Here is a 20,493-nt window from a genome sequence, read left to right as displayed (position 1 = left end):
TCGGCTGCCGAAACGGCGCATCATTCCACGATGGATCCGAACATCGATACGACCCAGCGGATGCTCTGGTCCGACAGCTCTTGGAGCAGACCTGCCGTTTTGTCCGCCAGCACATCGGCCGGCGGGCTTGAGCGTTCAGGAAGGAGGATGTCCCGCGGCAGCGGTTCGAACTCGGGCCGGATCTCCGTCTCCTCGTTCGGGCCGGAAGCCGGAGGCGACTTCCGTACGCCGCCCCAGCCGCTGCCTTCAGCCGCCGTTCCTGCTTCGGACTGCCCGGCAGCAGGCTCCTGCTGCACTTGCTGCACCGTTTGAACGCCGCCAGCCGGGGGCGATGCTTTTTCCCCGCCGAGCTGCATGCCGATCAATATGCCGATGCCTGTCCATATGAGCAGAGCCACGAATCGTTTCCCCGTTCTTGACATCAGAGTCCCCTCCTCCAGTATTTACCCGGCTTTCCGTTCGTCGTTCCGGGAAGCTTCCGTACCGTCCTTCCGGCCTGCCGAGGCCGACAGCTTATCGGCCTTGGCGTCCTTCTTCACGCTGGCTTTCTTCGCTTCCTGCTCTTGCCAGTACACTTCGGCAATAATATCGGCCAGCACCTCGGCCGTTCGCTGCAGCTCTTCCTTCGTATTGTCGATTCCGCCGATCTCGATCAGGATGCTGTTTGGCGACAGGGACTGATTATATTCCCCGTTCCCCTGGTCGGCCGATTTGCCCCACACGCCGCGTGAAATGCCCGGGTACGACGCTTCCAGCTTCGCATTGATTTTGCTGGCGAACGCCTCGTTTTTTCTCCAGTTCTCGTTGGCATGTCCAATAATGAAGTACACCTTGGCGTAATTGACCCCGTTTACGGTAGCGGTCGTTTTGCTGTAGCGCTGGGAATCCCGGTGGATATCGATCAGATAGGTCAAATCATCGTGACGGCCCATCGCTTCGAGCACCGTCTGCCTGGAATATTTATAGGAATAATTATAGTTATAGCCTTCTACGGTCGATTGATAGTCGCTTTTGTCGTGCAGGGTCCCGATCCCGTTGGCCTCGAGGCGTTTTGCCATGAAGCTGCCGACCAGCATGACATTTTTGCTCGGCGACACGGCGCCGGGATTGTCCGAAGGATGGGTGAGGAGCGGATTGTAGGCTTCCTGCGGATGGGAATGATAGATCAGCACCGCCTTCTTGCCGTCGGTCGTTTGTCCGTTCTTGGATGTGCCTCCGGGCTCGTTCTTGCTGTCCGTTCCTTGGCCCTCGCCTTCGCCCGGTCCGTCTTCGCCGTTCTGCTGCTCCTGCCCGTTATCCTCGCCCGCCTCTGGCGGCTGCTCGCCGTTATCCGGATTCTCGCCCGGATTTCCTACGGGGTTCTCTCCCGGGTCCGCCGCCCCCTCGGCGGTGTCCGGCCGATAATCCGCGGGCGCTTCCCCGTCTTCATTGCCGGAGCCGCTATGCAGCTGAACCGGCTGATTGGCTCTCATCCCCGGCAGCTCTCCGGCGAGCAGACTCTTCGGATCTCTCGGATTCACGCTCGTCAACAGCTGAAACACGAAGGTCGACATCTTCTCCCCGGAGAAGCTGGAATCTTCCTTGGAAGCGGCCATATGCGGCATCTCCATCCCGATCATATCAATAAAAAAGTGACTTGATAGGGAAGCGGCCAGCCCCTTCATCGAAGACACAGGCGAGCTGTTCAGCCGCTGCTCGGCCATCCCCCCAAGCCCCAGCAAAATAAAAAAGATGAGAGAGCCCAGCATCAGAACGATCAGCGTTTTGCCCATGCTCAAACCTTCCATCACATTTCGTCTCAGTCTGGCAATATTCCAGATGCGAAACTTACGGTTGTTCATATCGGAGTCCTCCTCGGCTTCAGCGGGGAAGCGGCACACTCGAAGCTCATGTCCCCGCTCTCTGTGATCTCTTATACTCCCAATCTATGAACCGGATGGAATCGATAGAACTAGAAAAGTTGAATCATTGAAAAGATGGTAGGGCAAGTATGTAAAATGTTCCTATAATCGCTGTTGGTTTCAGACTTCATGATTTATAGAACCTGGCACAGTAGAAATCCGAAGCCAAAGGCGGCCTCAAGCGTATGCTTTCGATGCAGCTTTTTCCTTCAGAAAGCTTTCGATTTTTTCGAATCTTTCACTTCCTTGCCAGCATCGTATACTTAATTCAACTTATACAAATAAAAGAATAGGGGAGAAATATAAAAGCTCCGATAGATTCGGAGCTTAGGAGCTTTATTCGGTATAACCCGCTTGCTAGTGGGTGTACGCGCCCGTATTGCCGGGATCCACCGCCTCGTGCAGCGCTGCGTTCAAACCTGACGCTACGATATTAGCGATGTCTTCGATAAATTCATCGATCTCTTTCGGGGTGACAATCAAATCATGCCCCAAAGGCTCGAGCACTTCCTTAACGAGGGCAAGCCGCTCGCCTTCGGACAAATTTTGCAGCATCCCCATGATCTTGCCCGTCTCCGGCGCCTTCTCGCCGAAATGGGATTTCATGAGCTCAATGGCATTGTTGACGATCGTCGACGCATAGCAAACGGTTGGCACTCCAATCGCAATGCAGGGCACCCCGAGCACTTCCTTGGTCAAGCCTTTCCGTTTATTGCCGATGCCCGAGCCGGGATGAATGCCGATATCCGCAATTTGGATCGTCGTATTCACCCGCTCCAGCGATCGGGATGCCAGCGCATCGATCGCGATGATGAAATCCGGACGGGTTCGCTCCACGATCCCTTGAACCGTCTCGCTGGATTCTATTCCCGTAAGGCCGAGGACGCCCGGCGCTATGGCGCTCACTTGGCGGTAGCCGGGGGCTACACGGTCCGGCATCAGTTCAAAGTATTGGCGCGTAACCATGACATTTTCCACCACCAGCGGCCCCAGGGAATCCGGAGTCACATTCCAGTTGCCGAGCCCGACGATGAGCGCGCTCGCTTTCGGACCTATGCCGATCCGCTCCATGAACGCTTCGAACTCACGCGCGAATACGACGGATACCTGTTCCTGAAGCCCGGTATCCCCCTTCCGAAGATCGGGAACCTCGAGCGTGACGTAGTGCCCCTTCACTCTTCCGATTTGCTGGGAGGCCGCGTCGTTCTCCACATCGAGCCTTGTAATTTTAATACCGTCCTCCTGAACGACATCCTCCATCAAGCCCGGAATGGGCGGGCTGCCGGCCCCTCCGGCAAGCTCCCTTGATTCCACGGCAAGGTCGGTTCGGACGGAATATTTCTGAAGATCCAGATCCATCTAAATTCACACTCCTCCTCATATTGCTACTAGTGTGTGAGAGGAGGGAAGAGATTATGCAGAAGTCTTGTTTAGTATTGCTTTTTGTCTACCTCCATGCTAAAATATTTTAAGTTGTGAACCATTTCGCTCTATTGAAATGCCTTACAGGAGGTGAATGTAATGCCAAACATCAAATCCGCGATTAAACGTGTTAAGACTAACGACAAACGCCATGCGCTTAACATTTCTCAAAAATCCGCGCTTCGCACAGCAGTTAAAAATGCTGACGTCGCGTTGAACGGTACAGAAATCGAGGCTGCTAAAGCTGCTTTCCAAGCCGCTTCCAAGAAGCTCGATAAAGCTGTTACAAAGGGCCTGATCCATAAGAATGCAGCTGCCCGCAAGAAATCCCGTCTGGCGAAAAGACTGAACGCTCTTACGTCCCAAGCGTAATCGTTTGTTGAATAAGACATTGGAAAAAGCCCTGACCTTCGGTTTATACCGGGTCAGGGCTTTTTGAATTGTTGCCTGGTCGCCACAGCTATGTGATCAAGCGCCCAGTCTCAGCAAAAACAGCTCGATCCCCAGCACCTTGTCCACCGCTCCGGTCTTCATCTGATAATCCAGATTCGCCAGATGGTTCAAAATGCCTTCAAGCCGGGCCGATTCGAATTTACGCGCCTGCTCTCCCGCGATTTTCACCGCATAGGGATGCAGCCCAAGCTGGGAAGCGATCTGCTGCTGCGAATAGCTCTGCGCCGACAACGTCTTCACCTGCAAAATAATCCGGAACTGCCTGGTGATCAGGGCCGCGATTTTGATCGGCTCCTCCCGCTGCTTCAGCAGCTCATAGTAGATGCCGAGCGCCTTATCCAGCCTCAGGTTGGCAATATCCTCCACCAAGGCAAATACATTCTGCTCCGTACTGCGGGCTACCAGCATATCGACCGTGGAGGTATCGATCGTTCCCCCATCGCCTGCATACAGGCACAGCTTCTCGATCTCGCCGGCCAATGTCTGAAGGCTCGTCCCGGCATTGCGGACGATGGCCTCAGCCGCTCCCTCGCGCAGGGAGCATCCCCTATTACGCACCTGCTTGTCCACCCAGCGAAGCAGATCCTCGCCGCCGAGCGGAGCAAAGGAAAGCGAGACTCCTGCTTTTTTAACCGCTTTGACCACCTTTTTGCGTTCATCGAGCTTCTCCGCTCCCACCATAAACACAATGACGCTGTAATCGGCTGGATTGTTCAAATATTCAAGCAAGGCCTCCGGTTTGTGCTCTACCTTCCCATTGTCCTTGGCCGCAGTAAAAAACGATGTATCTCGTACGAAAACAAGCTTTTTCTGAACCATAAAAGGAACGGTCTCGGCTTCTTCGACCACGGCCTGAATCGGAGTCTCCCCCAAATCCATATGGACGATGGCAAAGTCGCGATCTTCCTTGGGAATCAGCTGGGTCTCCAGAAATTCGGCAAACTCCCTCATCTGAAACTTTTCGCTGCCGTACAGCAAATATACGGAAGACACATCCCCCTGCTTGACCGCCTTGGCCGCCGCTTTGGCATCCATCGGCGTCCCCCCCTTTCTCTCTGTACACTATACCAAAAAAGACGACCCGAAAGCGATAGCGAATGAAGAGCCGCTGCAAAAACAAAGAGACCTCGGCTATGACAGCGGCAAGGTCCCTTCGTCCCAACACATCTATATAAACGCCGGACAGGATGCTCTAGAAACATCCCGCCGCCGGTCATACGACGGTGGTTGGTATAATGCTCTCTCTAATTTATCTTATTCATATCTCCTGGTAATTGTGCGAGCAATACGCTCTTTTCTATAAGTTCACATCGGAAAATATGCGGGTGCCCCGGCTTATGGCTTAGCCGGCGGTTCCTTGGAAGACGGCTGCCCGGACTGCGGCGGGGCCGTTTCTTCCACGGTGTAAACCGATTCGATCAGTTCAGCGTTGACTTTGACTTTGTACTTGAAGGTCAAGCTGTCTGGGGACCATTGTCCGGACACCAAGCTTCCACCCAGTGGAAGCCTTCCGATCTCTTCCATCGACTGCTGCTGTTCAGCTTCGCTGTTTGCAGCCGGAACCCGATAGATCACAAGCTGATCTCCCTCCGAGGAAGCCATGTATCGCGCATTCGGCGATGTCCATTGTTCCGGAGCTCTCATGATGCCCATCATCTGATCCGCCGGCTCTGTCGATTCCAGCGCTGCCGCGCTGCCGCCCTCATCCGCTGCCGGATCCTGGGCCGGCGGCTGCGTATCCGCATTCGGAGTGGCAGGTTCCTGCGGCGGAGACACGGCGTCCGAGCTGCCGCCGTTGGCTGGCTCGCTTTGATCGGATGGCGGTTCTGCCGATCCGGGATTATACGAATTGGCGTTGGCCGAATGGGTTGAGGTTTTATCATTCGATTCGACCGGGGCTCTCATGCCAGCCGCCGGATTCGATTCGCTCGCGTTCGGGTCACCGGAGTCCTTCGGCTGTCCGTTTCCTTCACCCGACGCGTTTGGCGGATCCGATTGTTCCTTGGCCGTCTCATCGCTTCCGGTTTCCTTCGAAGGCTCGTCTTCGGAAGGAGTGGCCTCGTTCATCGGAGCGTAGCCTTCGGCCGAGCCCGAACCGGCATCCTTGTTCATGATTCTCGGCTCCTCGGATGGATGCTCCGCTTCAGGTGCGGCATCCGGCAGCCCTGCACTTGTCGTGCTTGCTTCCTCGTTATAAGGAAGCTCGGCATCCGACAGCATTTTCGGCTGATAGTTGAATATCGCCACTCCCAAGATAACGGCCGCGGCGGCAGCGCCGATTGCGGTTCTGCCTGCGATGGTGCCCCACCAGCTGCCGGCTCGCTTCGTCCGGCCAAGCTCCGGCGTCATCTCGGAAGACTTCTCATTTTTCGCTGCCTGCTCATCCATGAGGCTGCCGCGTTCAAGGTCGATGGCAACCAGTTTGGGCATAATCGCATCCACCAAACTGACAGGCGGAGACACGGCCGGCAGATCCTCAAGCTCACGATTCAATGCTTTCAATATTTGAAAGGTTTCCGCACACTCCTTGCAAACAGCCACATGCTGAAACATCTCAGCCGTCTCCTCCGGAGTCAGATCCCGGTCCAAATACCGGTGCATGCGTTCCACCACCTCTTGGCAATTCATCCTGATACACCACCTTTCTGATGCTCATGCAGCATGTTCTGCAGCTGCTGCCTGGCCCTGAACAAATACGATTTGACCGTGTTCAGCGGCAAATTCAGGCAGTCTGCGATTTCGTTGTAGGATAAGTCCTGCAAATACCTAAGGACGATGACCGTACGGTGATGATCCGGCAGCTGATTGATGGCCTGCTGAATATCCTGGGCAATGTAGCCCGACATGACTTCTCTTTCGACATCCTGGCTGTCCTGAAACACCAGATCATGCTCGTCAATGGACACCGTCGGCTTGTTCCTGCGGAATTTATCGATGCAAATGTTGGTTACGATCCGCTGAACCCAGGTCTTGAACTGCGCTTTCTCTTCATAGGAATTGATCTTGGTGTACACGCGGATCAATGCCTCCTGAGCAGCATCCATCGCATCCTGTTCATTGTTCAGAATATAATAGGCCGTTCGGTAAACATGTTGCTCGATTTCTCGCAATAGGGTGATTAGAGCGTCGCGATCGCCCGATTGAGCGGCTCTGATGAGTCCCTGCTCCACCACAGTGGATCCCCCTCTCCCTGCATACATACAGACGGAAATGATGACAAAAATGTTGCAGTATGTAACCTATGAATTTTTAAGAAACTTCATCTAACTATACCAAATATATAGAGCAACGTCATCCGCCTGTTATTTCATACCACATCGATCATACTACGATTCAGGCTATTCAGGACAGACCCTCTAAGGATTTAGTCTGGATCGCACTTTTATGGCTCCGTCCTTTACGATCATTTGAATTTCGCCATGCCGATTGGTCTGGTATATCACCGATCGGTACTGCTCCAATCGGGCGACCACATCCGGGTGGGGATGCCCGTACCTATTGTTAACGCCGGCGGAGATGACTGCAGCCCTCGGCTGCCAGGCGTCCATCCACCGGACTGACGTGGAGGTTTTGCTCCCGTGGTGGGCAACCTTCATCACATCGATCGGTTCATTTAATAACGGCAGGCCGCCTCCATCCGTACGCTCTTCCATATGAAGCAATATTTTTTGCTCTGCCGCTTCGTCCGTATCGCCGGTGAATAAAAACCGGCATCCGTTCATGTGAAGCACGAATACGAGCGAGGCATGATTTTGCTCCTTGACCAGGGATAATGCCTGGCCGCTCTCGCCGGACGGTGACGTGACCGGGGACAAAAACCGGATTTCCGTGTCCTTGCCAAGCTTCCATTCCATAAGATCCGCTCCGGCGCGATATACGGGAATATTCTTCCGAAGGGCGATCGCCATGCTTTGGCGAAAGGCGTCCGAATCGGTCAAGCTGCCATTAAAGACGATGGAATCCACAGGAATTTCACGGAGCACGGCTTGGAGTCCGCCGATATGATCCTGGTCTCCATGGGACATGATTACAGCGTCCAGCCGGTGCACGCCCCTTTTTTTCAACAAGGGAACGACGACCTTCTCCCCGACTTCGTATGGAGACTTTCGCTCCTTCCATGCATCCGAAGGCTTTCGGAAGCTGAGTGTCCCGCCGCCGTCAATAAGGATATGCTTGCCTTCCGGCGTTGTGACCAGGATCGAATCGCCCTGTCCCACATCCAAAAACTGCACCAAGCCCGCCCCGTGCAGGGACGAGGGGCGATAGCCATCGAACAGAAGCAGGCACAGCGCAAACGCTAATACCGCAGCAGCTGTCCTTCCCCCGAATCGAACGATATAATCGCTCATCCGCCAATAACCTCTCCACCGAAGCGCGCCGGACAACCGGTCCAGCAGGGGAAATATCCCCGCCGCCTCAACATGATTCAGGCGGTCTCTTATCAAGGCTTCCTTCCGTGCGCCATCCAGGGGCACCGTATCATCGGTTGGCTGTTCCCTGAACTGGCGGATCGCCTCGGCTCTCTTGCTTAATATATGCAGCAGGCCGTACAAGAGCGCAAAATATACAATGATCCACAGCAAGTCCGGCGAAGGCCAGATCGTCATCAATGCCGAGCCGTTCATCCAGCCGACCAGCCGGAACGTCAAATCGTTCAACCATTCGGTCAGACCGGCGATCCAGCCTGCTCCCCGCATCCAGACCCAGCTTAACAGCAGAGACGTCATCCCCAAAGGGAGCACGATCAAGCTGATAACTGGCACCAACAACAAGTTCGCGGCGACGGATACGAGCGAGAATTGATTGAAGTAATAGATGGTCAGCGGAAAGGATACCCACTGGGCAACGAGGGTAACGCCGGCCGTCCCCGCCAGCCAGCGGGGCATAAAGGACAACAGCGGCATTATCTTTGGCACAAAGATCATGAGCCCGGCCGTGACGATAAAGGATAACTGAAAGCTGACGTCGACCAGAAAATATGGATTGTACATCAGCATCGCCAAGGCGGCAGCGCTTAATATATGCAAGCCGTCCTTAAGGAGACCCCGCCTTGCCGCATACAGTCCGATCATTCCCATAATGCCCGCCCGGACAATCGATGGACTGGCCCCTGTCAAGAGGACGTACGCAGGGAGTAGGCACATCACCACCGTAAGCGAGGCTTCGCGCGTCAGCCGGAGCGTAGAGCAAATAAACAGCAGGCATCCTACAATAACGGCTACATGCATGCCGGAGATCGCGAGGATATGCGTCAGACCGAGCCTTGAAAATTCCGAGAATGTATCAGGATCCAAATCATCCCGATTGCCGATGACAAGTCCCTTCATATACCCTGCATGAACACCGCCGTACAATTGTTCCAGCCGATCCCCGAGCGCTCCGCGCAAGGAATCATTCCAGCGCAGGATATGGGAGGCGCGCCATCCGTCCGGTGCCGAAGCCTTTACCTGGTCAGCCCCTTTTACCTTCACGATCCAATGAATCTTCTGCGTGCGCAAATAGCGGCGATAATCGAAGCCGTCAAAATTACGCGCGATCCCCGGCTGCTGCAGCTCGCCTGACACATGAACGGAATCTCCGCGCTTCCAGCCTGCCGCGATATTCTGTTCCGCCTGCTCCAGCAGCCGGACCTGAACCATGACGGTGTCTGCCGTCTCCATCGAATTGCCCGGCAGCTTAGCTGGATCCCGATTCACTGCATCCGGCGGCAGTATTCCTTCGATCTCCGCATGGCGCAGCGATACCGTAAAATCCGCGCGATCCCCGTCAATCGCCACCTCCGAAGAGATAACACCGACTCCTGAAATCGGAATCGACTCGGCTTCCCCGCGTTCTAGGGCCGGGACATGCAAATCGGACACGTTCATCGCGTCATGCCACTCCCAGTAAGCAGCGGAACAACACAAGGAGAATATCATGCATATCGTATAGATTTTTCCGACCCGCTCCCATTGACAAACCACAAGCAGCAGAAGCAGAATACCGGCCGCAGCCAGCGCCATCCTCCATCCGGAGGTCAGGCAGGCGATACTGCTTCCGATTACCCATAGCACCGTAAAGACTAGCAGCGGCCTACGCCTCATCATTCCGACCTTCCTTTCCCGAATGCATCATCCCGTTAATTACAATAGAAAAAGAACCCCTGCCTGCAATCCACTGCAAACAAAGGTTCTTCCCCGCATCGCGATTATTCGTTTGTTCAAGAACGTCTCTATTCCTTCACCGCCATCATCGTCTCCCGCGGCGGCTCATACCCCGATAGCTGCCGGAACAGGATCCCCTTCTGCTTCATCATGTTCGATACTTTCTCCGTATCCTTCGGATACGGGCGGTGGAATACCACCTCGACGATTCCGCTGTTGGCCAGCATGTTGGCACAGGTCCAGCAAGGCTCGTCGGTTACGTAAACCGTGCTTCCTTCCCTGTCGATCCGGTCGGTAAACAGCAGCAAATTTTGTTCTGCATGAATGGTTCGAATGCACCGCTGCTTCTTCACTACCGTTTCCTTCCCGTCCTGAACAACAAGCTCATAGTCCTCGGCGATCATGCAGCCCGCCTCCGAGCAATCCGGAACCCCCATCGGAGCTCCGTTATAAGCGGTTCCGAGAAGCTTCTTGCCCTGCACGAGCACGGCCCCGACATGGCGCCGCGAGCATTGGGATCGGGTGGATACCATATAAGCAATATCCATGAAGTATGTGTCCCAATCTTTCCGTCGATCCGTATTCATCCGTCATTCACCTGTTCCTTATCAATGTCTCCTTTATTGTAGCACACAGCTAAAGTTCAACGTAAGGCTTCATCTTCTCCAGCATTTTGGGACCGATGCCCTTCACGTTCATTAAATCGGCCACGCTGCGAAACGCCCCGTGCTGGTTCCGGTAATCGATAATGGCCTTTGCTTTAGCCTGCCCTATGCCGGGCAGCTCCATCAGCCCGGCGGCATCCGCCGTATTCACGTTAATGAGGCCGGACCTCGCGCCGGCCGCAGGCAGCGAAGATGAGCTTTCTGTAGGAGTTGCCGCCTCGGCGGGAGGTGCTGCCGCCTCGGTGCCCAAGCCTGCCGGAGGCGCACCGGAGGAAGCTGCAGCGGGGGGCGTCGCCGCGTCCGCATCTGCTTGCGCAGGAGCTTCTCCTTCGGAATGAGCTTCATTCTTGCTGGACTGGGCGGCGACAGGCGCACCCTCCGTTGCCGCCTTCGCCTCAAGGGCTTGCCCGCCGGACCCTGCTTCACCTCGGCTCGCCTCAGTACGGGTTCCAGCACCTCCGGCCGGCGGGGCTTCCCCTTCCGGATGATTCGCGGCAATCGCCTGCTTAAGCTGATCATTTAGAGGCTGCCAGCCCTGAATTCCTTTCTCCGGACCGCCGGCAAATAGGATCAGTACGCAGCCCAAGGCCGCGGCCGATACACTCCATCCCACTGGAATACGCCTCATCTCTTAAATCCTCCTTTTCATGATAAACATGATTTGCTCATCCAGACTGTGAAGATTTTTCGATCTCAAACCGCAAATTCGTATCCGAACCCGTCATGAATCGCCATCCTTGCCGCATACATTAAACGTAGTAACGGTACATTTCTGCCGTAAAGCGCGAAAGGAGGGGACGTACACATGAAGGTTGGTTTTATCGGTACGGGCAGTATGGGCAGTCTATTGATCGATGCCTTCATTCGATCGGGCGCACTCCTGCCCGAGCAAATTCGGGTCAGCAACCGTACGCCCGAGAAAGCCCAGCAGCTGTCCAAGAGACATCCCGGTCTTACCGTGTGCAGCTGCAATAAGGAAACGGCTTCGGAAAGCGATCTGTTCTTCATCTGTGTCAAGCCGCTCGAATTCAAATCCGTCATCAGTGAAATCAGGGACCGGCTTTCGGAGCACCAAATTGCGGTATCGATTACAAGCCCTGTCCAGCTGATTCACCTGGAATCGGCGCTGCCGTGCAAGGTGGCAAAAATCATACCCAGCATTACCAATATCACCGGAGGCGGAGCTTCGTTATGTATGTATGGTTCCCGAATAAAAGAAGAAGACAGGCAGCTTATTCAAAGCCTCCTGTCTTATATCAGCAGGCCCGTTGAGATTCTGGAATCGCACACGCGAATCACTTCCGATTTCTCCAGCTGCGGGCCTGCTTTTTTAAGTTTGTTCTTGGAAAAATGGATTGACGCTGCCGTCGAAATGACAGGGATCGACCGCGGCACGCTCAATGCCCTGGCCGGCGAAATGCTGGTCGGCACAGGGAAGCTGCTAACGGAGGAGGGCTTCTCCCCCGAACAGCTTCAGGAAAGGGTCGCGGTACCCGGCGGCATCACCGCTCAGGCGCTCATTTTACTGAACTCGCACCTGAACGGCTTGTTCTACCAATTGATCGAAACCACACACGACAAGTATGAGGAGGATCTGGCAAAACTGGACGCCGCATTCGGCTTCTCGGTTAACCGGCCACGATATTGACCAGTTTTCCCGGAACGGCAATGACTTTGCGAATGCTCTTGCCTTCCAGCGCCTGCTTGACATTTGGAAGGGAGAGGCTATGCTGCTGCATGGCTTCTTGATCGAAGTCTTTAGCAATTTTGGTGCGGTCCACGATTTTTCCGTTCACCTGGACGACGATTTCCACCTCGGCTTCTACGGTCCAAGCCTCATCGTATTCCGGCCAAGGAACATACGTGATGCTCTCGGTGTGTCCCAGACGGCTCCACAGCTCTTCAGCCAGATGAGGCGCGAGCGGGGACAGCATTTGAACGAAATTCTCCATCGCCTTCCGCGGGAGCTCATCCGCCTTGTAGCCCTCGTTGATGAAGATCATCAACTGGCTGATTGCGGTGTTGAAGCGCATATGCTCGATATCCTCGGTAACCTTCTTAATCGTTTTGTGCAGGATCCGTTTCCATTCGTCGGAACCTTCCCCGTCCACGATTTTTGGATTCAGTTGGCCGTCATCGCCAATGAACAGACGCCATACGCGGGAGAGGAAACGATGCGTGCCTTCAACACCGTTCGTGTTCCATGGCTTGGTCGCTTCCAGCGGCCCCATGAACATCTCGTATACCCGAAGCGTATCGGCTCCATATTCGTTCACGATATCATCAGGGTTGATGACATTGCCGCGGGATTTGCTCATTTTCTCATTATTGTTGCCGAGAATCATGCCTTGGTTCACGAGCTTCTGGAACGGCTCCTTCGTATCGACGACTCCGAGATCATAGAGCACCTTATGCCAGAATCTTGCGTACAGCAGGTGAAGCACCGCATGCTCGACGCCGCCGATATACAGGTCTACCGGGAGCCATTCCTTCTGCTTCTCCTTCGAGCACAGCTCATCCGGGTTATGCGGATCGATGTAACGGAGATAGTACCAGCAGCTGCCTGCCCATTGTGGCATCGTGTTGGTCTCGCGGCGGGCTTTCATGCCCGTCTCCGGATCAACCGTCTCCACCCATTCCGTCACATTCGCCAGCGGAGATTCGCCGGTGCCGGACGGTCTGATCTGATCCACGTCCGGCAGCAGCAGCGGCAGCTGGTCTTCCGGAACGGTCTTCATCGTTCCGTCCTCCAGGTGGAGAATCGGGATCGGCTCGCCCCAGTAGCGCTGACGGCTGAACAGCCAGTCGCGCAGCCGGTACGTGACCTTCTTCTTACCCTTGCCTTCTTTCTCAAGCCACTCGTTCATGGCCTGAATAGCAGCCTCATTGTCCATTCCGTTGAGGAAGCCGGAATTGACGTGCTCGCCGCTTCCGGTGTAAGCTTCTTCCTCCACGTTGCCGCCCTTCACCACTTCAATGATCGGAAGCCCGAATTGCTTCGCAAACTCCCAGTCGCGGGTATCGTGGCCCGGAACGGCCATGATCGCGCCGGTTCCGTAGCCGGCGAGGACGTAATCGGCGATCCAGATCGGCAGCTTGGCGCCGCTGGCAGGGTTGATGGCATAAGCCCCGGTAAAGACCCCGGTCTTGTCTTTTGCCAGATCCGTACGCTCCAGGTCGCTCTTGCGGGCTGCCTGATCCTGATAAGCCTTCACCGCTTCCCGCTGCTCTGGGGTCGTAATTTTGTCCACCAGCTCATGCTCCGGTGCCAGCACGCAGTAGCTTGCGCCGAAGAGGGTGTCCGGACGGGTCGTGAACACTTCCAGCTTGGCGTCATGCCCATCGATATCAAACCGCACCTCGGCGCCGACCGATTTGCCGATCCAGTTGCGCTGCATGTCCTTCAGGCTTTCGCTCCAATCCAGCTCATCCAGATCCTCAAGCAGCCGGTCCGCATACTCGGTAATTTTCAGAATCCACTGCCGCATCGGCTTGCGGACGACCGGGTGGCCGCCGCGCTCGCTCTTGCCGTCAATGACTTCCTCGTTCGCAAGAACCGTACCCAGCGCTTCGCACCAGTTCACCGGCACCTCGGCTACATAAGCAAGGCCCCGTTTGTACAGCTGGATGAAGATCCATTGCGTCCATTTATAATAGTCCGGATCCGTCGTACTGATCTCCCGGTCCCAATCGTAAGAAAATCCGAGCGACTTGATCTGGCGGCGGAAGTTATTGATGTTCTGGATGGTGAATTCGCGTGGATGCTTGCCTGTATCCATCGCATATTGCTCTGCCGGAAGGCCAAACGCGTCCCAGCCCATCGGATGAAGCACGTTGTACCCGCGCATCCGCTTATAGCGGGAAATGATGTCGGTGGCCGTGTAGCCCTCCGGGTGCCCGACGTGAAGACCCGCTCCGGAAGGATACGGGAACATGTCGAGTGCATAAAATTTCGGTTTGGACGAGTTGTCCTCGGTTTTAAAGGTTTTGTTCTCTTCCCAATACTTCTGCCATTTCGGTTCAATGACCTGCGGCTTATAGCCGTGGCCGGCTGATTGTTGATCCGTCATACTACATAGCTCCTCCTTCACTGTCGAACGGACAAGGCTGTTAATGCCGCTGTCCTGAAAACAAAAAAAACCTCATCATCCATAGCGCTGACGCTAGGGACGAGAGGTTTGATTCCCGTGGTACCACCCTAGTTAGTGCAAGGCATGCTTTGCCTTTCACTCCCTTTGCATCCTTATCGCGGATGAGACGGCGACGTTTCATCGACCGACGGATAAATAAGCATTCTTAAGATCCGAAAGCCGGGTTCGCGCCGCTGCTCAGAGGCGAGTTCATCCCTTGCGTCAACCGGCTTCCACCAAATGCACCGGCTCTCTGCATGATCGCATACGGAACTACTAGTCCCCTTCATTGCATTACTATGATTTCCATTTTAATGTGGCTATTATACCCAAAAAGCCGCGCCAAGTCAACGGAGTTCGCCCTGGGACTTGCGGTAATGCTCCGGCGCCGTTCCGACCATCGTCTTGAACATCCGGCTGAAATGGGCCAAATGCTTGAAGCCGGCCGCCCGGCTGACGTCCGTAATGCTCATATGGGGGTGCAGTCTCAGCAGGATTTTGGCCTGGTTAATTCTTCGGTGGTATACATATTTGAATACGGTCGTTCCGGTGACCTCCTTGAACAAAGAGGACAAGTAATGCTTCGTAAGATGCATGTCCCTGGCAATTCGGTCCAGCGTCAAATCCTCCATGTAATGCTCTTCCACAAACGAGACGACGTGCTGTACATGGCGCTCCTTATCAGAGATCGAATCCTGCTGCTGCACTTCGCTTTGACACCAGCCCGCAATGACGTACAGCATTTCCTGAAGCCGAAGCTTCAATCGCTCCTGCTTGAAAGCAGCTTCCGCCCCCCGCAGCCGGTTCATATCCTCCAGCAGCCGCTCAAACTCTTCCCTCCTCTGCCCAGTCAGCGTCATCCGGTGATTGCGCAGCGTTTCGAAGGGATCCAGCAGGACCGATCTTGCCGATTCGGGCAGCTCCCTGCACACCCAGGCGGGATCGAAATGGATAATGCTCCGGACATAGCGCGAACCCGGCTCCACATTCGGGCAATGCAGCGTCAACCCGTTCATCAGGAGCAGGTCCCCGGGCTTCAGCGCAAAAACGGAGTCTCCGATCAGATACGTGCAGCGTCCTTCATGAAAATAATAAATTTCGTAAAAAGCGTGGGAGTGGAAAGTCCCGCCGGATAAAGGCCGGTCATTATAGCAGCCGAGTTCAATCGGTTCCCTCAGCAGCATCCGGTCAAAGCCCGGCATCCAGGATGGTGGAGTCGTCAACCGCGAAGACATGTGGGAATCCCCCTTATCGAGGTTATGAATCAATTCCCCGGGAATTTTGGCGGGGTCTCCCTTTATTATAATGGATTTATCCGATCCGCACGGCTAAGTTTTGGGCCTTGACGCACAGCTCTCCCGCTTTGAAGGCATGCTCCTGGGTCATGGCGCGCTCCGTCCGCTCCAGGCAATCGAGAATCAGCTCACCGAAGAACGGATAGCCGACCTTCCCCTTCAGCTCCATATGGAACTCCCCGTCCTTGTTCACCAAGTACAGATGATCACCATGCGGGTGTCTGGCAATGTCGATATACTTGCGAAGCTCAATATATCCGTCCGTGCCCAGGATGAAGGTTCTGCCGTCACCCCATGTCCCGAGTCCCTCCGGCGTCAGCCAGTCGACCCTGAAATAATTCGTCGCCCCGTTGTCGCCAAGCAGCGTGGCATCCCCGAAATCCTCGAGCTCCGGATACATCGGATTCGCATAATTGCCGACCTTGCTGCTCAGCACCTGGGCATCCCTGCAGCCTGCATAAAATAAAAACTGCTCGATCTGGTGGGAGCCGATATCGCATAAAATGCCCCCGTACTGCTCATGGCGGAAAAACCAATCGGGACGCGATGCCGCATTCAACCGATGCGGGCCTGTGCCGAGCACCTGAACCACCCTGCCGATCGCTCCATCCTGAATCAAGCGTCCGGCATGAACCGCGCTCTCCACATGAAGTCGTTCGCTGTAGTAAACCATGTATTTTCTGCCGGTTTCCGCCGCTTTCGCCCTGGCGGCCTCTACCTGCTCCAGCGTCGTAAACGGCGTTTTGTCGGTAAAATAATCCTTGCCATGCGACATCACCTTGAGCCCAAGCCCGCAGCGTTCCGAAGGGATCGCCGCAGCCGCGACCAGCTTTACCTCCGGATCCTCCAATATTTGCGCTTCGGAGGAAGCCGGCCGTACGCCGGGGTATGCCTCGCAGAATGCTTTTACCTTCCCAGGGTCCGGGTCGTACACCCATTTCAGCGTGGCCCCCGCTTCGATAAGACCGTTGCACATGCCGTAAATATGTCCATGCTCCAATGACATGGCCGCGATCGTGAATTCCCCGGGCTTGCAGACCGGCTGGGCTTTGCCTACCGGCGCATATCGCATTCCATCACTCCGGTTCATATTGCTGCCTCCCCTATTTCTTGTATTTAGTAGGTTCCGAATGTTTTGCTCATATCGACGGGGCCGATCTCCCGCACCGTCTTCTCTCCGGTCGAGGCGGCGATCCGCTCCTGCAGAAGGTTATAGTACAGATCCTCATCCAGCGGCAGATCCACCCAGTTATCCGTCCACGTGGACAGATGCATTGCATTCGACAAGGTAAGTCCATGGATTCCCTCTTCGCCCGGAGCGATTAACGGGGTGCCGTGCAGAATGGCATCCGTAAAATTTTGAATAATGCCGTTATGCTGCGGATTGTCTCCCACGATCGGAACGTCGCACTTCCAGCATTCCGGTTCGCCGAAGCCGCCGGTATACTGACGGTTGAATTCCGGCTCCGGCACCCGAAGTCTCCAAAAAGTAAGATTGCCGTTTTCGATGACGATTTTCCCGCGGTCTCCCGTCACTTCAAACCGGTTCGTGCCCGGCGCTTCGCCGGTGGTCGTGATGAATACGGCGGTTGCGCCGTTTTCGTATTCCGCGTAAGCGGTCACGTCGTCCTCGACCTCGATGTTGCGATACTTGCCGAACGCGCAGAATGCCCGAATTCTCTTCGGCATCATGCCTGTCGTCCATTGCCATAAATCGAGCTGGTGCGGAGATTGATTGATCAACACGCCGCCGCCTTCGCCGGACCAGGTCGCACGCCAGCCTCCCGAATCGTAATAGCTCTGGGAACGGTACCAGTTCGTCACGATCCAGTTCATGCGCCGGATTTCGCCGAGCTCTCCATCCGCAATCAGCTCCCGCAGCTTCTTATAAAGCGGATTGCAGCGCTGATTGTACATGATGGAGAACACTTTGCCGCTTGCAGCCGCTGCGTTATTCATCTCGCGGACCTGCTTGGTATAGACGCCGGCCGGTTTCTCGATCAGCACATGCAGCCCCCGGTTCAGCGCTTGAATCGCTTCCTGCGGATGCCCGTAATGCGGAGTTGCAATAATGACCGCGTCCACCTCTCCTGAAGCCATCATCGCATCCACGTCGCTAAAGATCCGCACATCCGAAGGCAGCGTCTCTTTGGCTATCTCCTGCTTGGCCGGATTAAAATCGCATACGGCGCTAAGACGTGCTCCCGCGATCCGTCCAGCCGCGAGCGACTTGGCATGCGAGAAGCCCATTCCGAGACCGATTACACCTATACGAACTTGTTCCATACTGCAATCCTCCCTCATACATTTCATATCTTCCGTTACGCATCTATAAAAATAAATCCAATTATTCGTTACGCGAATTGTTTATCTTCGCTCCACTGCTTCATCTGCTCGGCAAAGCGAAGCAGCATCTCGGTCGAATCGTACGTGCCGCTAAAATCCTCGATGCCGAAATAGCCGTCATAACCAACAGACTTCAAATCCTGGATAACCTGACGCCACGGAACGGCGCCTTGAGCAAGCGGCGTCCATTCCCCGGTCCACGTTGCCTCGCTCCCGTCCTCCGACGGATGCTTGCGATAACCGCCATTTTTCACATGAACATGGGCCAAGTAAGGACCGAGCAGCTCCAGTCCCATGCGATAATTTTCGTAGCCTTCATGAACCATATTTCCCGGATCGTACAATACGCCGACATGCTGAGGAGAGCAATGGGATACGAGCCGGTATGTAAGCCCGGCGCTCGGCGTAATGGTGTTATGGTGCGTCTCGACCAATGCCTTCACATCATAAGCGGCTGCCAAATCCTCCACTTCCAGCAGGTATTTTACAGCTTGCTCGTACAGCTCATTGTAGTTGACGCTGCGATTGTAAGCCGGAATGCCGGCGCGGATGAAAGAGGCTCCTACCAGCTTGGCTGCCCTCATCACTTTCTCCGTTTCCGCCAGATCGCCGCAGGTTAGATACGGAACGACCGCAATGCTCTGTCTGCCGTGCAGCTCCGCCGCCTGCTTGAATCGCAGCCAATCCTGCTCCGTCCCGCCGGGATCCATGGAGCATTGATTATGCCTCCAAAAGGAAGGCTGCTCCTCCTCGGCGCCGGGCGGGATTTCCTTAAAACGCCATTCAATCCCTTCGATACCGGCATCGGCTGCGGCCTTGGCCAGCTGTTCAGGCTGCAAGTCGGGGGTTGCAACCGTAAATACAGACATTTTCATGGTACGCTCATCCTCTCATGTCCCCTATCATCACCGGGGGAATTTAACTATCATTGGACTCTCGAAATCCCGCCTTCCAGAGGTTACAACATTAGATACATCTATGTAGACAGCGCTGTCATTATTGCAATGGCCGGATATGACCCATCGTAGCATAGTCCGATCTGCAAACCTATAGCTCCGTCTGTGTACCTTAACCACAATCAAATAATTAGCCTAAAAAGCGTTTCAGATTATAATGGGTGCGCCGACCGCCTGTCAGTGGTCCCTGCAGCAATTTGGCTTGTCGTCCGAGCGTCGCTGATCATCGTGCAGCAGCCATCATTACCCCGCGTGCTGGGAGAGGCAAGTCGGATGCCTTTGCAAACGCAAAAAAGTCCTTCATGCATAAAGAGACTGCCCCAAAGTCAAATGACCTTGAGGCAGTCTCAACATGATATAAGGTTTTCCCGTAATCTTATTTTATGGCTACAAAGAACAGACGGGCAGCGTCGTCGCCGGCTTCAACCCATTCGAAATCGGCGTAGCATTTGACATCACGGAAGCCTGCTTTGATAAGCTCTACCTTCATCCATTCCGGATCATATCCTCGCTGGATATGCGTTTCTTCAAAGCGGCGGTAGACGGCAGGGTCCTGATGATCCCGTGCAAAAATGGTCAAATGATGCTCGATTTCACATCGGGGCTCATCCAGATCGCAGGTCCATATGTAAGAGACCTCCCGCTCATCCAACACGAATGGCTGCTCCGCATCATACCGGATCAACGTGTTCGGATGGTGCACGTCAAACAAAAACGTTCCGCCTTCCTTGAGCCCTTGGTACGTGCGGACAAAGGCGGAACGAATATCCTTCTCCTCCAGCAAATAGTTGAAGCAATCGCAAAACGAGATCACGGAATCAACGGGCTCCGGCAGCTCCCAGGAACGCATGTCCTGCTGAACCCAGCGGACGCTCCCTTCGCGGAACAGCCGGCTGCCCTGCGGCGATCCTTCCAGCTTCCGCCTGGCAACAGACAGCATATCGGCCGACAAATCAATGCCCGTCACCTCAAAACCGGAGTTGACCAGCGGTATCGTAATGCTTCCGGTTCCGCAGCCGAGCTCCGCGATGCTTCTCGGCATGCCATGCTTGTCCCAAGCCGTTCTCGCAAAGCGGATCCAGTCGGGGTATGGCATATCTTCCATAAGCTGATCATATACGTAAGCAAACTTTCGGTAAGACAACATGCTGACACCACTTTCCCAGAAGCTTCTTCTTCGGT

The 20,493-nt window shown here is 54.8% G+C and carries 17 protein-coding genes and 1 other annotated feature; of the genes, 2 read left to right on the top strand and 15 right to left on the bottom strand.

Going from position 1 to position 20,493, the window contains the following annotated elements:
- Nucleotides 1–20: 20 nt before the first annotated feature.
- The 3 genes from J2Z18_RS20610 to gpr all read right to left on the bottom strand — a co-directional run bounded on the left by J2Z18_RS20610 (nucleotide 21) and on the right by gpr (nucleotide 3,260).
- Nucleotides 21–422 (bottom strand): hypothetical protein, encoded by a 402-nt coding sequence (locus J2Z18_RS20610; protein WP_007129382.1) that lies wholly within the window; start codon nucleotides 420–422, stop codon nucleotides 21–23.
- Nucleotides 423–443: 21 nt separating this feature from the next.
- Nucleotides 444–1,841 carry a stage II sporulation protein P gene (locus J2Z18_RS20605; protein ID WP_007129381.1) on the bottom strand — a complete coding sequence of 466 codons (1,398 nt, stop codon included), beginning with the start codon at nucleotides 1,839–1,841 and terminating at the stop codon, nucleotides 444–446.
- 417 nt (nucleotides 1,842–2,258) lie between these two features.
- A complete protein-coding gene (gene gpr / locus J2Z18_RS20600) occupies nucleotides 2,259–3,260 on the bottom strand; it encodes a GPR endopeptidase (protein ID WP_007129380.1) in 1,002 nt (333 codons plus the stop codon).
- 162 nt (nucleotides 3,261–3,422) lie between these two features.
- Between gpr and rpsT the strand changes: the two genes are divergently transcribed.
- Nucleotides 3,423–3,695 carry a 30S ribosomal protein S20 gene (gene rpsT, locus J2Z18_RS20595; protein WP_007129379.1) on the top strand — a complete coding sequence of 91 codons (273 nt, stop codon included), beginning with the start codon at nucleotides 3,423–3,425 and terminating at the stop codon, nucleotides 3,693–3,695.
- 96 nt (nucleotides 3,696–3,791) lie between these two features.
- Here rpsT and holA read toward each other — a convergent pair whose 3' ends face one another.
- From holA to J2Z18_RS20565, 6 genes are all read right to left on the bottom strand, one after another.
- Nucleotides 3,792–4,811 (bottom strand): DNA polymerase III subunit delta, encoded by a 1,020-nt coding sequence (gene holA / locus J2Z18_RS20590; RefSeq protein WP_007129378.1) that lies wholly within the window; start codon nucleotides 4,809–4,811, stop codon nucleotides 3,792–3,794.
- Between the two features lie 300 nt (nucleotides 4,812–5,111).
- Complete coding sequence (locus J2Z18_RS20585; RefSeq protein ID WP_007129377.1) at nucleotides 5,112–6,404, bottom strand: anti-sigma factor family protein; 1,293 nt, start codon at nucleotides 6,402–6,404, stop codon at nucleotides 5,112–5,114.
- Entirely contained in the window at nucleotides 6,401–6,949 is a 549-nt protein-coding gene (locus J2Z18_RS20580; RefSeq protein WP_007129376.1) for an RNA polymerase sigma factor, read from the bottom strand. The genes J2Z18_RS20585 and J2Z18_RS20580 overlap by 4 nt, the downstream gene beginning before the upstream one ends.
- 183 nt (nucleotides 6,950–7,132) lie before the next feature.
- Nucleotides 7,133–9,862: a ComEC/Rec2 family competence protein gene (locus J2Z18_RS20575; protein ID WP_210095251.1), complete on the bottom strand. Its 2,730-nt coding sequence runs from the start codon at nucleotides 9,860–9,862 to the stop codon at nucleotides 7,133–7,135.
- A gap of 125 nt (nucleotides 9,863–9,987) precedes the next feature.
- Complete coding sequence (locus tag J2Z18_RS20570; RefSeq protein ID WP_210095250.1) at nucleotides 9,988–10,506, bottom strand: deoxycytidylate deaminase; 519 nt, start codon at nucleotides 10,504–10,506, stop codon at nucleotides 9,988–9,990.
- A gap of 49 nt (nucleotides 10,507–10,555) precedes the next feature.
- On the bottom strand, nucleotides 10,556–11,212 hold the full coding sequence (locus tag J2Z18_RS20565; protein ID WP_210095249.1) for a ComEA family DNA-binding protein: 657 nt from the start codon (nucleotides 11,210–11,212) through the stop codon (nucleotides 10,556–10,558).
- A 177-nt stretch (nucleotides 11,213–11,389) separates the two neighbouring features.
- On the opposite strand from J2Z18_RS20565, the gene comER reads away from it, so the two are divergent.
- The gene (gene comER, locus J2Z18_RS20560; RefSeq protein WP_007129372.1) at nucleotides 11,390–12,232 is read left to right on the top strand and encodes a late competence protein ComER; all 843 of its coding nucleotides are present in this window, start codon (nucleotides 11,390–11,392) and stop codon (nucleotides 12,230–12,232) included.
- Here the strand turns inward: comER and leuS are convergent.
- The 6 genes from leuS to J2Z18_RS20530 all read right to left on the bottom strand — a co-directional run bounded on the left by leuS (nucleotide 12,213) and on the right by J2Z18_RS20530 (nucleotide 20,458).
- Nucleotides 12,213–14,654 (bottom strand): leucine--tRNA ligase, encoded by a 2,442-nt coding sequence (leuS, locus tag J2Z18_RS20555; protein WP_007129371.1) that lies wholly within the window; start codon nucleotides 14,652–14,654, stop codon nucleotides 12,213–12,215. The genes comER and leuS overlap by 20 nt on opposite strands.
- 92 nt (nucleotides 14,655–14,746) lie before the next feature.
- Nucleotides 14,747–15,013: a binding site (T-box leader), on the bottom strand.
- Nucleotides 15,014–15,061: 48 nt separating this feature from the next.
- Nucleotides 15,062–15,949, bottom strand: a complete 888-nt coding sequence (locus J2Z18_RS20550) for an AraC family transcriptional regulator (protein ID WP_007129370.1) — start codon at nucleotides 15,947–15,949, stop codon at nucleotides 15,062–15,064.
- A gap of 76 nt (nucleotides 15,950–16,025) precedes the next feature.
- Nucleotides 16,026–17,099 carry a Gfo/Idh/MocA family protein gene (locus J2Z18_RS20545; protein ID WP_007129369.1) on the bottom strand — a complete coding sequence of 358 codons (1,074 nt, stop codon included), beginning with the start codon at nucleotides 17,097–17,099 and terminating at the stop codon, nucleotides 16,026–16,028.
- A 26-nt stretch (nucleotides 17,100–17,125) separates the two neighbouring features.
- Nucleotides 17,126–18,295 carry a Gfo/Idh/MocA family protein gene (locus J2Z18_RS20540; protein WP_007129368.1) on the bottom strand — a complete coding sequence of 390 codons (1,170 nt, stop codon included), beginning with the start codon at nucleotides 18,293–18,295 and terminating at the stop codon, nucleotides 17,126–17,128.
- Between the two features lie 68 nt (nucleotides 18,296–18,363).
- Nucleotides 18,364–19,230, bottom strand: coding sequence for a sugar phosphate isomerase/epimerase family protein (locus J2Z18_RS20535; protein WP_210095248.1), 867 nt, complete (start codon nucleotides 19,228–19,230; stop codon nucleotides 18,364–18,366).
- A gap of 457 nt (nucleotides 19,231–19,687) precedes the next feature.
- Nucleotides 19,688–20,458: a class I SAM-dependent DNA methyltransferase gene (locus J2Z18_RS20530; RefSeq protein WP_007129366.1), complete on the bottom strand. Its 771-nt coding sequence runs from the start codon at nucleotides 20,456–20,458 to the stop codon at nucleotides 19,688–19,690.
- Nucleotides 20,459–20,493: the final 35 nt, after the last annotated feature.

This window comes from Paenibacillus lactis, from assembly GCF_017873605.1.
GTDB classification, from domain to species: Bacteria; Bacillota; Bacilli; order Paenibacillales; family Paenibacillaceae; genus Paenibacillus_AQ; species Paenibacillus_AQ lactis.
Note: the sequence above shows the minus strand (reverse complement) of the source record. Positions and strands in the feature narration are given on the sequence as shown.

Bases quoted from the DNA above. Each gene is read 5' to 3' on its own strand.
- J2Z18_RS20605 (WP_007129381.1), bottom strand. From the start codon at position 1,841: ATGAACAACCGTAAGTTTCGCATCTGGAATATTGCCAGACTGAGACGA.
- J2Z18_RS20610 (WP_007129382.1), bottom strand. From the start codon at position 422: ATGTCAAGAACGGGGAAACGATTCGTGGCTCTGCTCATATGGACAGGC.
- J2Z18_RS20545 (WP_007129369.1), bottom strand. From the start codon at position 17,099: ATGAACCGGAGTGATGGAATGCGATATGCGCCGGTAGGCAAAGCCCAG.
- J2Z18_RS20535 (WP_210095248.1), bottom strand. From the start codon at position 19,230: ATGAAAATGTCTGTATTTACGGTTGCAACCCCCGACTTGCAGCCTGAA.
- J2Z18_RS20575 (WP_210095251.1), bottom strand. From the start codon at position 9,862: ATGATGAGGCGTAGGCCGCTGCTAGTCTTTACGGTGCTATGGGTAATC.
- rpsT (WP_007129379.1), top strand. From the start codon at position 3,423: ATGCCAAACATCAAATCCGCGATTAAACGTGTTAAGACTAACGACAAA.
- comER (WP_007129372.1), top strand. From the start codon at position 11,390: ATGAAGGTTGGTTTTATCGGTACGGGCAGTATGGGCAGTCTATTGATC.
- J2Z18_RS20565 (WP_210095249.1), bottom strand. From the start codon at position 11,212: ATGAGGCGTATTCCAGTGGGATGGAGTGTATCGGCCGCGGCCTTGGGC.
- J2Z18_RS20540 (WP_007129368.1), bottom strand. From the start codon at position 18,295: ATGGAACAAGTTCGTATAGGTGTAATCGGTCTCGGAATGGGCTTCTCG.
- J2Z18_RS20530 (WP_007129366.1), bottom strand. From the start codon at position 20,458: ATGTTGTCTTACCGAAAGTTTGCTTACGTATATGATCAGCTTATGGAA.
- J2Z18_RS20585 (WP_007129377.1), bottom strand. From the start codon at position 6,404: ATGAATTGCCAAGAGGTGGTGGAACGCATGCACCGGTATTTGGACCGG.
- gpr (WP_007129380.1), bottom strand. From the start codon at position 3,260: ATGGATCTGGATCTTCAGAAATATTCCGTCCGAACCGACCTTGCCGTG.
- J2Z18_RS20570 (WP_210095250.1), bottom strand. From the start codon at position 10,506: ATGAATACGGATCGACGGAAAGATTGGGACACATACTTCATGGATATT.
- J2Z18_RS20550 (WP_007129370.1), bottom strand. From the start codon at position 15,949: ATGTCTTCGCGGTTGACGACTCCACCATCCTGGATGCCGGGCTTTGAC.
- leuS (WP_007129371.1), bottom strand. From the start codon at position 14,654: ATGACGGATCAACAATCAGCCGGCCACGGCTATAAGCCGCAGGTCATT.
- holA (WP_007129378.1), bottom strand. From the start codon at position 4,811: ATGGATGCCAAAGCGGCGGCCAAGGCGGTCAAGCAGGGGGATGTGTCT.